16 protein-coding genes are annotated in these 14412 nt (G+C 39.6%); 9 read left to right on the top strand and 7 right to left on the bottom strand.

The features are described 5' to 3' along the window. The first annotated feature begins 2 nt into the window (after positions 1-2). The 7 genes from DM558_RS13825 (at position 3) to hflX (ending at position 7249) form a co-directional block, all read left to right on the top strand. On the top strand, positions 3-851 hold the full coding sequence (locus DM558_RS13825; RefSeq protein WP_127164490.1) for an NAD(P)H-hydrate dehydratase: 849 nt from the start codon (positions 3-5) through the stop codon (positions 849-851). Further along, positions 842-1300: a tRNA (adenosine(37)-N6)-threonylcarbamoyltransferase complex ATPase subunit type 1 TsaE gene (tsaE, locus tag DM558_RS13820; protein ID WP_127164489.1), complete on the top strand. Its 459-nt coding sequence runs from the start codon at positions 842-844 to the stop codon at positions 1298-1300. Before DM558_RS13825 ends, tsaE begins: the two co-directional genes overlap by 10 nt. A gap of 135 nt (positions 1301-1435) precedes the next feature. Beyond that, the gene (locus tag DM558_RS13815) at positions 1436-2803 is read left to right on the top strand and encodes an N-acetylmuramoyl-L-alanine amidase (protein WP_127164488.1); all 1368 of its coding nucleotides are present in this window, start codon (positions 1436-1438) and stop codon (positions 2801-2803) included. A 9-nt stretch (positions 2804-2812) separates the two neighbouring features. Further along, positions 2813-4669 carry a DNA mismatch repair endonuclease MutL gene (mutL, locus tag DM558_RS13810; RefSeq protein ID WP_127164487.1) on the top strand — a complete coding sequence of 619 codons (1857 nt, stop codon included), beginning with the start codon at positions 2813-2815 and terminating at the stop codon, positions 4667-4669. Beyond that, positions 4669-5631, top strand: a complete 963-nt coding sequence (miaA, locus tag DM558_RS13805) for a tRNA (adenosine(37)-N6)-dimethylallyltransferase MiaA (RefSeq protein WP_127164905.1) — start codon at positions 4669-4671, stop codon at positions 5629-5631. Before mutL ends, miaA begins: the two co-directional genes overlap by 1 nt. Before the next feature lie 49 nt (positions 5632-5680). Further along, positions 5681-5938, top strand: a complete 258-nt coding sequence (hfq, locus tag DM558_RS13800; RefSeq protein WP_127164486.1) for an RNA chaperone Hfq — start codon at positions 5681-5683, stop codon at positions 5936-5938. A 12-nt stretch (positions 5939-5950) separates the two neighbouring features. Continuing rightward, positions 5951-7249, top strand: coding sequence for a ribosome rescue GTPase HflX (gene hflX / locus DM558_RS13795; RefSeq protein ID WP_127164485.1), 1299 nt, complete (start codon positions 5951-5953; stop codon positions 7247-7249). Positions 7250-7306: 57 nt separating this feature from the next. Here the strand turns inward: hflX and folD are convergent, their stop codons facing one another. From folD to yrfG, 5 genes are all read right to left on the bottom strand, one after another. After that, entirely contained in the window at positions 7307-8158 is an 852-nt protein-coding gene (gene folD, locus DM558_RS13790; protein ID WP_109703987.1) for a bifunctional methylenetetrahydrofolate dehydrogenase/methenyltetrahydrofolate cyclohydrolase FolD, read from the bottom strand. Between the two features lie 82 nt (positions 8159-8240). Next, a complete protein-coding gene (locus tag DM558_RS13785; protein WP_127164484.1) occupies positions 8241-8645 on the bottom strand; it encodes an SMI1/KNR4 family protein in 405 nt (134 codons plus the stop codon). 88 nt (positions 8646-8733) lie between these two features. Further along, entirely contained in the window at positions 8734-9453 is a 720-nt protein-coding gene (locus tag DM558_RS13780; protein ID WP_127164483.1) for an OmpA family protein, read from the bottom strand. 61 nt (positions 9454-9514) lie between these two features. Continuing rightward, on the bottom strand, positions 9515-9856 hold the full coding sequence (locus DM558_RS13775; protein WP_127164482.1) for a DUF4398 domain-containing protein: 342 nt from the start codon (positions 9854-9856) through the stop codon (positions 9515-9517). Between the two features lie 230 nt (positions 9857-10086). Next, positions 10087-10740, bottom strand: coding sequence for a GMP/IMP nucleotidase (gene yrfG, locus DM558_RS13770; RefSeq protein WP_127164481.1), 654 nt, complete (start codon positions 10738-10740; stop codon positions 10087-10089). 64 nt (positions 10741-10804) lie between these two features. Here yrfG and nudE point away from each other — a divergent pair, with 64 nt between their 5' ends. Together nudE and cysQ are read left to right on the top strand one after the other, a co-directional pair. Beyond that, on the top strand, positions 10805-11371 hold the full coding sequence (gene nudE / locus DM558_RS13765) for an ADP compounds hydrolase NudE (protein ID WP_127164480.1): 567 nt from the start codon (positions 10805-10807) through the stop codon (positions 11369-11371). After that, positions 11361-12179 (top strand): 3'(2'),5'-bisphosphate nucleotidase CysQ, encoded by an 819-nt coding sequence (gene cysQ, locus DM558_RS13760; RefSeq protein WP_127164479.1) that lies wholly within the window; start codon positions 11361-11363, stop codon positions 12177-12179. Before nudE ends, cysQ begins: the two co-directional genes overlap by 11 nt. 8 nt (positions 12180-12187) lie before the next feature. Here cysQ and DM558_RS13755 read toward each other — a convergent pair whose 3' ends face one another. After that, positions 12188-13516 carry an ATP-binding protein gene (locus DM558_RS13755; RefSeq protein WP_127164478.1) on the bottom strand — a complete coding sequence of 443 codons (1329 nt, stop codon included), beginning with the start codon at positions 13514-13516 and terminating at the stop codon, positions 12188-12190. 46 nt (positions 13517-13562) lie between these two features. Continuing rightward, positions 13563-14294 carry an osmolarity response regulator transcription factor OmpR gene (gene ompR, locus DM558_RS13750; protein WP_109703994.1) on the bottom strand — a complete coding sequence of 244 codons (732 nt, stop codon included), beginning with the start codon at positions 14292-14294 and terminating at the stop codon, positions 13563-13565. Positions 14295-14412 lie beyond the last annotated feature (118 nt).

The raw sequence follows: 14412 nt of genomic DNA, 5'->3' as shown, positions 1-14412 counted from the left end.
TTATGGCAAATTTATCCCCTACTCCTATATTGTTGACTGAAAAAAACCTTCCGCACCTTAGGGCAAGACCTTTAGATGCACACAAGGGGCTGTTTGGCCATGTTTTAATTGTTGGTGGGGATTTTGGTACAAGCGGAGCAGCGTTACTTGCTGCCGAGATAGCATTACGCACAGGCGCCGGCTTGGTTTCTGTTGCTACACGCCCAGAAAATACGCTAGCCATACTCACTAGAACGCCAGAAATAATGTGTTTAGGTATTCAGTCAGCCAACCAGCTTTCATCATTAATAAACAAAGCATCTGTCATCGTCATTGGTGTAGGATTGGGGAAAAGTGTTTGGAGCCAAAGCCTATTATCCGCGGTAGCTACCAATAACAAACCCCAAATATGGGATGCTGATGCCTTAAATTTTTTAGCCCAAAACAAAGCTATGGTTCCTAAAGGTAGTATTTTAACCCCCCACTTAGCAGAGGCTGCTCGTTTACTTGATACAGATATAGCGACGATACAAGCAGATAAAGAATCCGCAGCCATTAAATTACGCCAAAAATATGATTGTCATATTATCCTAAAGGGTCGGGGAACACTGATTGCCGGACTGGATGATAGTCTCACTGTCTGTGATAACGGGCATCCTGCTATGGCTGGGGCTGGCTTTGGTGATGTTTTATCAGGACTTATTGGTGCCTTACTTGCACAACACCTACCCGCTATTGAAGCATCACAACTAGCCGTGTGGCTACATGCGAAGGCAGGGGAGCAATTAGGAAAACTAGGCCGAGGGCTTGCCGCCAGTGACCTAGCACCTATTGTTCGACAATTATTAGAGAAACAAAGCCCATGTCTATAACCTTTACTGTTGACGAAGAGCATTTATTATTATTAGCGAAGCAACTAGCAAATGCCTGCCAAGGAACAGGTATTTTTTACTTACAAGGTGACTTAGGGGCGGGAAAAACAACTTTTTCAAGGGGCTTTTTACAGGCACTAGGTCATTCAGGCACTGTTAAAAGCCCAACATTTACACTGGTTGAGCCTTATAAACTAACTTCGGGTATGGCATATCACTTTGATTTATACCGATTAGCCGATCCAGAAGAGCTTGAGTTTATGGGAATACGTGATTATTTCTCAGAAAATACACTCTACCTTATTGAGTGGCCAGAACAAGGAAAAGGAGTACTCCCCTGTCCAGACATTCTAATAAATATCGCTCATTGTGCAGACCAGCGAATCATGACATTTATCCCCCAAACTGAGCGAGCCCGATCATGGTGCAACCATTTAGGCTTTCAATAAAATTATATTATGTTACCAAACTCAATACGCAACCGTTATTTTATATTACAATAGTTTATGAGATACTGTATTTTTTAATAAACACTTGAGACTTAAAACTATTCACCGCCTCGAAAATATAGAGACTTTTTCTTGATGTCGTTCAAAAAGTTACTCGCAAATACCATAAGTAGTATTTTATTTTTACTTATCACTTGCAACGCCTTTGCAGAAACAACTATAAAAGGGGTTAGGCTTTGGCATGCGCCGGATAATACACGTATTGTTTTTGATTTATCTGGCCCAGTAAAACATAATATGTTTACATTGACAGAACCAGAACGCCTTATTGTTGATATTGAAGATATAAAGCTAGCCACCTCACTCAACAAACTCAATCTCAAAGGAACCCCCATAAAAACTATACGAAACTCATCACAAAATGGAAAAGATGTTCGCTTAGTTTTTGACCTCTTCAGTAAAGTAAACCCTAAGGTATTTTCATTATCGCCCAATGCCCCTTATGGCAACCGGTTGGTTATTGATTTATTTGAAAATACAAACACAGTAGCAGAGAAAGATCCTCCCATTACAACATCAATCTCCTCATCATCATTGCCAAAAAAAGCAGGTACACGTAATATTGTTGTTGCAATAGACCCCGGACATGGTGGGGAAGACCCAGGTGCAATTGGTAGCGGTAACAGAAAGGAAAAAAATGTTGTACTTGCTATTGCAAAAGAACTACAACGAGAAATAAATCAACAACCTGGTTTTAAAGCCTATTTAACTCGAAACTCTGATTATTTCATTCCGTTAAGACAACGCCCACAAATAGCTAGAAAACTGGGAGCAGATTTGTTTATTTCGATTCATGCTGATGCGGCCCCAAAATCCTCAGCTTATGGCGCTTCAGTTTTTGCTATATCTGATCGTGGCGCAACCTCTGAAACAGCACGTTGGCTAGCTGATACAGAAAACCGTTCTGATTTAATTGGTGGGGCTGGTTCTGTTAGTTTAGATGGCAAAGATCAAGTACTCGCGGGTGTCTTATTAGATCTATCCATGACAGCCGTCATGTCTTCAAGCCTCGATGTTGGCCAAAAAGTACTCGATAATATTGGCAGAACAACTAAACTTCATAAAAAGCGCGTTGAACAAGCAGGATTTGTCGTACTAAAATCCCCCGATATTCCATCTATTCTTGTAGAAACGGGCTTTATCTCTAACCCTGCTGAGGCCAAGAAGCTTTCGACTAAAAGCCATCAGCAAGCGCTTGCTAGGGCCATTAAAACGGGGGTATTAACTTACTTCCAAAAGAATCCACCTCCAGGAAGCTATTTGGACCAAACAAGACGCACCAGCCAAGCACCCGCCGCAACAACACATAAAGTCGTTAGGGGCGATACGCTAGGCGCTATTGCTTCAAAATATGGCGTTAAAATAACGGAAATTAGAGCCGCCAACAACTTAACAAACAATAATATACAGGTAGGTCAATCCTTGACAATTCCTGCACGATAAGGAATATTTATGTCACACATTCACTTACTCAGCCCTTTATTAGCCAATCAGATAGCGGCAGGCGAAGTTGTTGAGCGACCAGCCTCTGTAGTTAAAGAACTTCTAGAAAATAGTCTGGATGCAGCTGCTAAACGAATTGATATCGATGTAGAACAAGGGGGTATCAAGCTTTTACGCATCAGAGATGATGGTTGTGGTATTTCTGAAAAGGATCTTTCCCTTGCTTTGGCACGCCATGCCACCAGTAAAATTCATAATTTAGAAGATCTTGAGCATGTCTGTAGCCTTGGTTTTAGAGGTGAGGCATTAGCTTCCATTAGTTCTGTCTCTAGATTAACACTCACCTCCCGAACGCTAAATTGTGAACAGGCATGGCAAGTATCAACTGAAGGTCAGCAAATGAATTGCCAAATACAGCCCTCAGCACATCCTAATGGCACAACCTTAGAAGTTCGAGACTTATTTTTTAACACACCGGCTAGACGTAAATTCCTCAAAACAGAAAAAACAGAATTTGATCATATTCAAGAAGTGATAAGACGCCTGTCTCTTGCCCATTTCGAGGTCGCTTTTCATCTGACCCATAATGGTAAAACCATCTTTACACTCCACCCTGCATTAGATGAGATCGCGAGAGCTAGAAGAGTTGGCATTGTATGTGGTAGTGAGTTCATAAACCAATCAACCCCCATCTCTATTGAAAAAGAAGGGTTATCTTTATATGGCTGGGTAGGTTTTCCAACTTTCTCACGCAGCCAAGCCGACTTACAGTATTTTTATGTTAATGGCCGAATGGTGCGCGATAAGCTAGTCGCTCATGCTATCCGCCAAGCTTATAGAGATGTTTTGTACAATGGTCGCCACCCAACATTTGTACTTTTTTTACAGTTAAATCCAGCACTGGTTGATGTTAATGTTCACCCAACGAAGCATGAGGTTAGATTTAGAGAGGCTCGTCTTATTCATGACTTTCTCTACAGCTCATTACACAGAGCTTTAGCTGAAGTGAGACCACAAGATCATCTCACGCATACGATTAACACTCCCCTAGAAAAACAGAATATTACAGGCAAACAAGCAGGCGAATTTTTAGGCCAAGCTGAAATTGGCTTAACCCCTTCAACTAGACGACCGTTACCGATCAATCAAAAAACTTATTTTGATACCTCTCCCACTAACAACCTACCACCACTGAATGATATTAAGGCAGGTTACGAAGCTTTCTATGCCCCTCTGTCAAAGGCAGAAGACACACAAACACATACGTTGGAGACACCTGATATTCCAGTACTAGGCTATGCCCTCGCCCAATTAAAGGGGATTTACATTTTAGCAGAAAACCAGCATGGACTTATTCTAGTTGATATGCACGCGGCACATGAACGTATTACTTACGAGCGCTTAAAGTTAGCGATGGAAACAGAGGGACTCAGAGGGCAGCCACTCTTAGTACCCGAAACAATCATGATAAGTCAAAGAGAAGCAGATTGCGCCGAAACTCATCAACAATGGTTTGGTCGGCTGGGATTTGAATTACAACGCTTTGGTCCAGAGACTGTCGCTATTCGGCAAATTCCTGCACTGTTAAAACAGGCAAAAGCAAGCCAACTTGTTAAAGATGTATTGGCAGATTTACTAGAATACGGAACTTCCGACCGTATTCGGGAACATATCAATGAGCTGCTTGCCACAATGGCTTGTCATGGTTCTATTAGAGCTAATCGGCAACTAGCTATTCCTGAAATGAATGCACTGCTTCGAGATATGGAGCAAACAGAGCGTAGCGGCCAATGTAATCATGGACGCCCCACGTGGGTACAATTAGCGCTGGATGATTTAGACAAGCTTTTTTTAAGAGGTAAATGATGGAAAAGAAGCTTCCACTCGCTATTTTTCTTATGGGGCCAACCGCTTCTGGTAAAACAGATTTGGCCATGCAATTAGCTGACAAGCTCCCCTGTGATATTATAAGTGTTGATTCCGCACTCGTTTACAAAGGCATGGACATAGGTACAGCAAAACCTTCAAAAGAGCTACTTACCCAATACCCCCATCAACTTGTTGATATTTTAGATCCTGCAGAAGCCTACTCCGTTGCTGATTTTAGCCGAGATGCCTTGCTAGCAATGGAACAGTCAACTAAACAAAATAGAATACCAGTGCTCGTTGGCGGAACAATGCTTTATTACAAATCGTTACTTGAAGGGTTAGCCACACTACCAACAGCAGATACACAAATTAGACAAACCTTAGAAGAGCGTATTAAGCAAGAAGGTATTCAGTCCCTTCACTTTGAACTACAGCGCATTGACCCTGATTCGGCTAAGCGTATTCACCCCAACGATCCACAAAGAATTATACGTGCTTTGGAAGTTTATTTATTAACAGGCAAAACACTTTCAACTCATTACCAACAACAAATTGAAACAAAAAATCAGTATAATCATACCCTTCCCTATACTATAGTGCAGTTTGCGATAGCACCTGTAGAGCGTTATATTCTTCACGAGCGTATTGAGATACGCTTTAAACAGATGCTAGAACAGGGGTTTATCGATGAGGTTGCCTGCCTAAAAGCTAGGCTTGACCTACATTCAGAACTTCCGTCTATGCGAGCTGTTGGCTATAGACAAGTTTGGGAATATTTATCTGGTAAATTAGACTTTGAAAATATGCAAGAACGTGGCATCATAGCAACAAGACAACTTGCAAAAAGACAATTTACTTGGTTAAAGGGTTGGCAAAATGTAAATTGGCTTGATAGTTTAGCGAAAGAAAACTTATCAAAACTATTATGCCATCTACAAACAACATCCACTTTAGACTAATGTTAGTTGTTGATTATAAATTAAATAATTATTTTAAGGAGTTAATCTCATGTCAAAAGGGCATTCATTACAAGACCCTTACTTAAACATTCTTCGTAAGGAGCGTGTACCTGTTTCTATTTACCTTGTTAACGGTATTAAGCTACAGGGTCAAATTGAATCATTTGATCAATTTGTTATTTTATTAAAAAATACAGTTAGTCAAATGGTTTATAAGCATGCAATTTCAACTGTTGTTCCAAGCCGTCCTATCCGCATGCCTACAGATGAGGAATTAGATAACGCGGAAGAACAAGCAGACTTTTAATGGAAGTTAATATTGCTATTTGAACGTCCCGACGGTGGTGAAAGAGCCATTCTCATCCATTTACATACTCATGAAATGGATGAAAGAGAAGATCCACAAGAGTTTAGAGAGCTAGCACACTCAGCAGGGGCTGAGTGTGTTGCTTTTATTGAAATAAATCGCTACCAACCCTCAGCAAAGTTTCTCATTGGTTCTGGTAAAGTTGAAGAAATACGAGAACAAGTAAAAACACTCGAAGTCGAATTGGTTATTGTTAACCATACCCTGACACCCAGCCAAGAACGTAACTTAGAACGTGCATTAGAATGTCGTGTTATTGATAGAACAGGTCTCATCCTTGATATCTTTGCACAACGCGCTAGAACGCATGAAGGAAAGCTTCAAGTTGAACTTGCACAGCTAGAACATATGAGCACGCGCCTTGTACGAGGGTGGACACATCTTGAGCGACAAAAGGGTGGTATTGGATTACGCGGCCCTGGGGAAACACAGCTAGAAACTGATAGGCGCTTATTACGTATTCGCGTCAAGCAGTTAAAACAAAAGCTAGAAAAAGTCCGTAATCAACGTGACCAAGCAAGACGAGGCCGGCAGCGTGCTGAGATTCCTGTCATATCTCTCGTAGGGTATACCAATGCGGGTAAATCTACATTATTTAATTCGCTAACCGACTCTCTTGTTTTAGCTGCCGACCAACTCTTTGCAACACTCGACCCAACATTACGCCGCTTAGAATTACCCGACAAAGGGAGAATCGTACTGGCTGATACAGTAGGTTTTATTCGCCATCTTCCTCATAAGCTTGTAGAAGCGTTTAGAGCGACACTTGAAGAGTCTTCAAACGCTGATTTATTAATACATGTTATCGATGCTCATGAGCCTGAAAGAACATTGCAAATAGAACAGGTCATGAATGTATTAAAAGAAATTGGCGCAGATAAGATACCACTGCTTGAAGTCTATAACAAAATAGACCTCATGAAGGATGTTCAACCACAGTTACAAAGAGATGAAACAGGAAAACCACAAAGAGTTTGGGTTTCTGCTCAGAATAAACAAGGGCTAGATTTATTAGTACAAGCCATTGATGAGTTACTAACAGATGACATTTATGTAGGTACTTTACGCCTTCCCCCCTCATTGAGTAAATTGAGAGCTCGTTTTTTTGAAATAAACGCAGTACAAGAAGAACAGGTTGATGACAAAGGGAACTATTTATTAACCATACGACTGCCTCAAATAGAGTTAAACCGCTTACTTGCTAAAGAACAAATGGACAAAGAACCTTTTATTGCACAATATACCCTCTAAGCAAAAAGCCACTGATTAGAGTGGCTTTTCTATATACGGTAAATATTATTGATCTACTTAATGCAACTCTTCCGCAGCGTAGAGTGTGTTTTCTAACAAACAAGCACGCGTCATAGGCCCAACGCCACCTGGAACGGGAGTAATCCATTTAGCTCTTTTTGCTGCTTCCTCAAACTCCACATCACCAATTAGCTTACCATCAGGCATACGGTTAATACCAACATCAATCACTATAGCACCTGGTTTTATCCACTCCCCTTTGACAAGCCCCGGCTTACCAACACCGACAATTACCAAATCGGCTCGTGCAACATGTGCTGCAAGATCTTTAGTGAAACGATGTGCAATAGTGGTTGTACAACCAGCTAACAACAGCTCCAATGCCATTGGCCTACCTACAATATTAGAAGCCCCTACCATTAAGGCGTCGAGCCCATAGAGATTTTCCTTAGTACTTTCTAATAATTTAATAATTCCCTTGGGCGTACAAGGTCTTAATAAAGGGTTTCTTTGTGCTAAACGGCCAATATTAAAGGGATGAAATCCATCCACATCTTTATCAGGTCTAATTCTTTCCAAAACTGGTTCTGCATCTAAATGCTCTGGTAATGGCAACTGAACTAAAATACCATCAATAGCTGTATTATTATTTAATTGATCGATCAGTGCTAACAACTCATGTTGTGTTGTCGTAACAGGTAAATCATAAGATTCAGAGATAAACCCCACTTGCTCACAATCTTTGCGTTTATGTGCAACATAAACTTCCGATGCGGGATCGTTTCCTACCAATATTACAGCAAGCCCAGGAGTTCTTAGCCCTTCTTTACGGCGCGCAGCAACCTTCTGAGCTATCTCCTCACGAATATTTGCCGCAATAGCTTTTCCATCAATTAATTGTGCAGTCATAGTGTCTATCTAATTCGCCATTAAATTTATATTTTCTCATAGAGTTAGCTTTATAATAAAGCCCTTTGTGTATAAAAGCCATTTATTCCTCTAACCAAACGTCTTGAATCCACTCCCACAACGTATCCCAATAATTTTTTGATAGCTCTCCATTCTCCCACAAAAAGATAAAACCATCAGGATCAATGCAATAATAGCCTGTTGAGGTTTCACAAAGGGGTAATAAATAACGAGGTAATCCATATGACCATGCAACAGCAGCCATTTCTGGTAAATAGGTTTGCATGTTAGGATCAGCAACTGTAGCTAATTCTAAATGGCCATAAATCACATCACTGGCTGTTAATAAATAACGCCTGAAATCTCTTGGAATGGGTAATAAGAGCTCCTCCTCTGCACGAATCACCTGATCCTCATCAGGTAAATCAAGGGGCGTCTTAGCCTCTTCAGATAATTTTCGTAACTCTTCTAAAATTTCCTCTTCCATAAACTAAAAACCCTGTTGATATAATAGATAGAGTTTCTAACACTCTAACTATTACGTCAACAGGGTTATCGTAACTAATTAAAATAAATTAGCGACGAGCTGCTACTGGCTTATCATCATTAGAAATTGTTACTTCTACACGACGGTTTAAGGCACGATCTGAAGCATTGCTATTGCTTGCAACTGGGAATGCTTTACCATAACCACGTGTTTTGATGCGATCAAATGACACACCGCGGTTTGTCAATTGACGAGCAACGGCATCAGCACGAGCTTGAGATAATTTTAAGTTTAACGCATCACCACCAGTGCTATCAGTAAAACCTTCAATTAATACTTGACGCTCAGGGTTTTGTTTTAAGTAAGCTGCTAACTTATCAAGATTAGCATCAGCTGATGGCATAACATCAGCTTTACCAACTGCGAATAATACATCACCAAAAGTAACAACTTCACCACGTGCTGTTTGTTTAGCAATGTCTAAAACTTTTGCTCTAACACGTTGAGTTTCTTCTTCTTGACGCAATGCAATAGTTGCATTTGCTAAATCAACACGGCGTTGTAATAAGTATGCGAGCTGGTTAACATCAGCTTCACTCTTACCATCACGATATGCTTTTTCTGCTCTGTCTAATGCTGCACTTGCATCAGATGTTTCAGCATTAGCCCATTGGTTTGATTTTGGATTATTCTGTAATGAGATGAAATCAGCACGTGCTTTATTTAAATCTGCATTAGGTTTATCAGCACAAGCTGCTAATCCAAGGCTCAACGCTATAATAGCGGGTACTAGTATTTGTTTACGCATAGCTAAAGTTTCCTTCTAAAATGTTATTACTAAATCTAGTTAATTCATTTAAAAACTATTTTTAATTAGTAGTTGAAATTGCTTTAGGGTCTACAAGTTTTGCTTTTTCAACTTGAGATTTACGCTCTGCTACACGCGCATCCCATTCAGCTCTTTCAGCGTATACTTTAGCTTCTTCGTAGCGTTTTTCTTCTAGCGCTACACGTGCTTTACGGAAATTTTCTTGTGCTGACTGCATTTCAGTAGGCGCAAACTGCATTGCTCCAGCACTTGTGGCTGTATTTACAGCAAGCTGAGTAACATCCATTTGAGTTGTTGGTGGATTACCAGCACAACCTGCTAATAGACCTCCAGCTAAAACAACTCCACCTAACGCTAGTTTAGATTTTGAGAAAAGAGTCATATTTTAATACTCCATTACACTATTATTAGTTAATATTAAGTTATTAGTCCAGTTAAGAAACTAATTACAAGTATTTTAAACTAATTTATCACGTTAAAACTGAAAAACTGATAAACAAAGCAAACAAATTATTACCAAACCCTCAGCAATTTCACGAGCGCAAAAACAATTATTTGATTCTAAAGGAGTATTTAATAAAATCGTAATTTATTGCAATTTATTTCCTTATACTAAAAACAATCGGCATAATCTTTAATTATCCCAAATTCATGATTATTTTTTTGTGATTTCTGCTGAGTATCAGGTTCAAGAACACTATATATAAATTTTATTTTGTATTCTTGAGCACTCTTTAACACGCTAAGACTATCATCAATAAACAATGTTTTTTCAGGGTTAAAGCATATTTGTTGTTGTAAACGCGCCCAAAAAATCTGACTTTCTTTAGGGTATCCATACTCATGGGCACTAAGTATTGTATCAAACCAAGGATCTAAATTTACTTTACTCTTTTTTAAGGCTAAGGAAGATGGATGAGCATTCGTGATTAAGACAACCTGCTTACCCATTTCATTAATACGGGCTAAAAAGAGTTCTGTATTTTTTCTCCACTGTATTCGATTTGCAATGTCTTGCTTCAGTTCGATAATAGGCAAACCTAGTAATTTCGTCCAATAATCAAGACAATACCAATTCAAGGTTCCCTGTACTTTCTTACATTCTTGATCAATTAGCGCTTTAGCCTGTGAATAAGATACTTTATAAGCCTCACAGTAACAGTGGGGTAAGTACTCTAACCAAAAATAATTATCAAAATGCAAATCCAGTAAAGTTCCATCCATGTCTAAGAGAACAGTTTCGATTTCTGACCAAGGTAATAACATAATTTTTTCACAAAAGGGGTTTAGCAAGTTATGATAGTACGGTATTTTTTATAAAGAGAAAATCATGAGAAAAAAACCGATAATATTGAGTCAGCAAATTGTAGCATCAACTCGCTTATTTACAGTAGAAGAAATACAATTACGTTTCTCTAATAATAATGAATACACATTTGAACGCTTAGTCAATAGAGGGCATGGAGCCGTCATGCTTGTGGCCATGTTAGATAAAGAAAACTTTATCATGATTGAAGAATACTGTGCAGGTATTGATAAATACCAGCTATCTATCCCTAAAGGACTTATTGAACCTAATGAAACCATATTAGAAGCGGCTAATCGCGAACTAAAAGAGGAAACAGGTTATGGAGCAAAGAAGTTAGAGCACATCACCGCGTTAAGCCTTTCCCCCGGCTATATGACACAAGAAATACAAGTTGTTTTAGCACAGGATTTATACCCAGAAAAACTAGAGGGTGATGAACCAGAACCCATTAAGGTATCGACTGCAAATATTAATAATTTACTGGCATTAAGCCAACAAAAAAACTTTTCTGAAGGTCGAGCAATTGCAGCACTCTATATTGTAAGAGACCTACTGGCAAGCCGAGGTAAAAAATTTGATGCCCGATGAATTAATACCCGATATTGTTGCTATTGCAAAAGAAGCTGGCAAGGCCACCTTAAAGTTTTGGCAAAAAGATATTGAAGTCAATCATAAACTAGATGACTCACCGGTCACAAAGGCAGATTTAGCAGCCAATCATATTATTATCGAACACTTAACCAAACTAACACCACATATTCCTATTTTATCTGAAGAAGCCTGCTCATTTGACTATACCACACGAAAAAACTGGAAGCAGTGGTGGCTAATCGATCCGCTTGATGGGACTAAAGAATTTATTGCTGGAAGCGGCGACTTTACAATCAACATTGCCCTCATTAATGATGGGCATGTTCATTTTGGTGTTGTATTCATTCCAGTCACTGCAATATGTTATGTTGGTGGGAAAAGTTTAGGAGCTTGGCGCATTGATGATGCGGGCACTAAACAAGCCATCCGTTGCAGTAACTTTCAAACAACTGCTCTTCAAGTTATTGCTAGCCAACGCCATAGTTCACAAAAGCAACAGCTTTTTTTGGAACAGTTGGCAGCCTTAGCTCCTTTCTCATTAAAAAATGCTGGAAGCTCTCTAAAATTCTGCTTAATTGCAGAAGGTCAAGCAGATTGCTACCCTAGATTTGCCCCTACTTGTCAGTGGGATACAGCAGCAGCACAAGGTATATTAGAAGGCGCTGGCGGTAATGTATTTAATGAGAACGGCGATACTTTAAGTTATGAACCAAGAAAAGATTATTTAAACCCTAACTTCATCGCGCTAGGTGATAGTAATACTTGGCAAAAACCTATTTTTGAACTTATCAAGAAATTACCTTAACTTCAGAGTTACTCTGGACTAGGTAATTTTAGCCCGATAGGGAGACTGACCTTAGCCTCTAAACCACCGCCTATACGATTAAGCAATTCTATATGCCCACCATGTTGTTTAACTATTCGTTCAACAATAGCTAAACCAAGCCCGGACCCTTTTCCACTCCGCGCCTGATTACCACGCATAAATGGATTAAAAACATTAGCCAACTCTTCATCAGGAATTCCTGGGCCGCGATCCAGAACACTTAAAACCACATAAGGTGATTTGTGCTTATTGGCTAAATACGTTGTTACTTCAACGGTGTCGTGTGAATAATTTAATGCGTTATTGACTAAATTAACCAATAACCGTTTTAATGAAACACGACGAGCTGAAATAACAGGAACATCCTCTAAAAATAGACGTACTTTTTGCTCGCCTTGATTAAACGGCGCAACCGCATCTTCTACTAAATCATTTAGGTCTATGTCTTCAAGATCTTCATCACGACCATCTCGAATAAACGCAATAAACTGATCAAGGATTTCATTCATGTCTTCAATATCACGAACCATATCCTCTGTAAACTCTTCATCCCCATGCATTAATTCAACAGACAATCGCAGTCGAGTAAGGGGGGTTCTCAAGTCATGAGATACACCTGCTAACATTAAATCACGTTCGTTATTAACCTTTTCAACGTCTTCTGCCATCTGGTTAAAAGCATTATAGACTTCCGTCATTTCACTAATTGTATTATTAGTGGGTAGACGGATACTTTTTCCTTTACCAAGCTGCCTTGCTGCAAAAACAAGTCGTTTTAATGGTTGATTAAGCTGTAAAACAAAGATACCCGCTGTAAACATGGAGAGAAAAACAATACCAATAAACCATGCTAACACACGCCAAATCTGTTGGCCTCTTAGTGGATGAGGATACATAGGTATCTCTAACCACCCTGGACCAAGACTCGGAGCGCTCACCCATAAGGATGAAATATATTTACCAATAATTAAGCGTGTATTTGCATCAGAACCTAACTCACTCTGAATTTGGCGCTGAAAGATATCAGAATACGGCCAATGATACTCTCCCAATGGAGCTTCTCCATCAGGTTTCCATAAAATACCAGCGGCAATCGCAATATCATCACGGCTTTCTTCATCCACAGACCAATACGCTCTGATAAGCATCGCCGCACCATGGCTATATTGTCTGTCAACAAGCACGTCTTCATTTAATACAAGATAACCTAAGGTCAGTGCTTTAGAAAATAATACAATGACTAGAATAAGCCAGAGCATCCTCGCGAAGAAGCTCTTGGGTAATAGATGAAATCTTATTCTATTGTTCTTAGCCATAGTAATAAATCCTAAAGTACCTCTGTTAAGGAGGTACTAATACAAACTATTTATCACCATCGGGTACAAACACATAGCCAACACCCCAAACCGTTTGAATGTAACGGGGTTTAGCAGGGTCAACCTCTATCATACGACGTAGACGAGAGATTTGCACATCGATTGAACGCTCTAAAGCATCCCATTCTCTACCACGCGCTAAACTCATTAATTTATCACGAGTTAATGGTTCTCTAGGATGTTGAACAAGTGCTTTTAATACCGCAAATTCACCCGTTGTTAGCATATGCACTTTATCACCATGATTTAACTCACGGGTAGCGAGCGACAATGTATAGTCCCCAAAAGTAACTTCTGCATCTTCAGTATCTGGTGCACCAGGAATTTGGGATGTTTGACGGCGTAACACAGCTTTAATACGTGCTAATAACTCACGAGGATTAAAAGGTTTAGGTAGATAATCATCAGCACCACTTTCTAAACCTTGAATACGGCTAGCTTCATCACCTTTAGCAGTTAACATGATTATCGGCATTTTATTGCCTTGGCTTCGTAAGCGCTGGCATGCAGTCAAACCATCTTCACCAGGCATCATCAAATCAAGCACGATAAGATTAAAAAGCTCTCGACTTAATAATCTATCCATTTGCTCTGTATCTTCAACAGCTTTAACACGAAATCCCTCTTCAGAGAGGAAACGTTCAAGAAGTCGACGAAGTCTTGCATCATCATCAATAATTAAAATTTTCTCGCCTTCTTGTGACTGACTGGCTGTCATATGTACTCCTTAGTAGTCAAGTAACAACAATCTACATTGTTATTAATAATACATTCAATTAAAACAATATTTCTTGCCTATAGTATGACCGATTTCATAAAGATAGGGTAAATAGCAT

Source organism: Entomomonas moraniae (assembly GCF_003991975.1).
GTDB lineage: Bacteria > Pseudomonadota > Gammaproteobacteria > Pseudomonadales > Pseudomonadaceae > Entomomonas > Entomomonas moraniae.
Note: the sequence above shows the minus strand (reverse complement) of the source record. Positions and strands in the feature narration are given on the sequence as shown.

What these genes read in the sequence shown, in the direction of transcription:
- DM558_RS13775 (WP_127164482.1), bottom strand. Translation starts at nt 9,856, where the DNA reads ATGACTCTTTTCTCAAAATCTAAACTAGCGTTAGGTGGAGTTGTTTTA.
- cysQ (WP_127164479.1), top strand. Translation starts at nt 11,361, where the DNA reads ATGCCCGATGAATTAATACCCGATATTGTTGCTATTGCAAAAGAAGCT.
- tsaE (WP_127164489.1), top strand. Translation starts at nt 842, where the DNA reads ATGTCTATAACCTTTACTGTTGACGAAGAGCATTTATTATTATTAGCG.
- hfq (WP_127164486.1), top strand. Translation starts at nt 5,681, where the DNA reads ATGTCAAAAGGGCATTCATTACAAGACCCTTACTTAAACATTCTTCGT.
- mutL (WP_127164487.1), top strand. Translation starts at nt 2,813, where the DNA reads ATGTCACACATTCACTTACTCAGCCCTTTATTAGCCAATCAGATAGCG.
- DM558_RS13785 (WP_127164484.1), bottom strand. Translation starts at nt 8,645, where the DNA reads ATGGAAGAGGAAATTTTAGAAGAGTTACGAAAATTATCTGAAGAGGCT.
- yrfG (WP_127164481.1), bottom strand. Translation starts at nt 10,740, where the DNA reads ATGTTATTACCTTGGTCAGAAATCGAAACTGTTCTCTTAGACATGGAT.
- nudE (WP_127164480.1), top strand. Translation starts at nt 10,805, where the DNA reads ATGAGAAAAAAACCGATAATATTGAGTCAGCAAATTGTAGCATCAACT.
- folD (WP_109703987.1), bottom strand. Translation starts at nt 8,158, where the DNA reads ATGACTGCACAATTAATTGATGGAAAAGCTATTGCGGCAAATATTCGT.
- DM558_RS13755 (WP_127164478.1), bottom strand. Translation starts at nt 13,516, where the DNA reads ATGGCTAAGAACAATAGAATAAGATTTCATCTATTACCCAAGAGCTTC.
- DM558_RS13780 (WP_127164483.1), bottom strand. Translation starts at nt 9,453, where the DNA reads ATGCGTAAACAAATACTAGTACCCGCTATTATAGCGTTGAGCCTTGGA.
- DM558_RS13825 (WP_127164490.1), top strand. Translation starts at nt 3, where the DNA reads ATGGCAAATTTATCCCCTACTCCTATATTGTTGACTGAAAAAAACCTT.
- ompR (WP_109703994.1), bottom strand. Translation starts at nt 14,294, where the DNA reads ATGACAGCCAGTCAGTCACAAGAAGGCGAGAAAATTTTAATTATTGAT.
- miaA (WP_127164905.1), top strand. Translation starts at nt 4,669, where the DNA reads ATGGAAAAGAAGCTTCCACTCGCTATTTTTCTTATGGGGCCAACCGCT.
- DM558_RS13815 (WP_127164488.1), top strand. Translation starts at nt 1,436, where the DNA reads ATGTCGTTCAAAAAGTTACTCGCAAATACCATAAGTAGTATTTTATTT.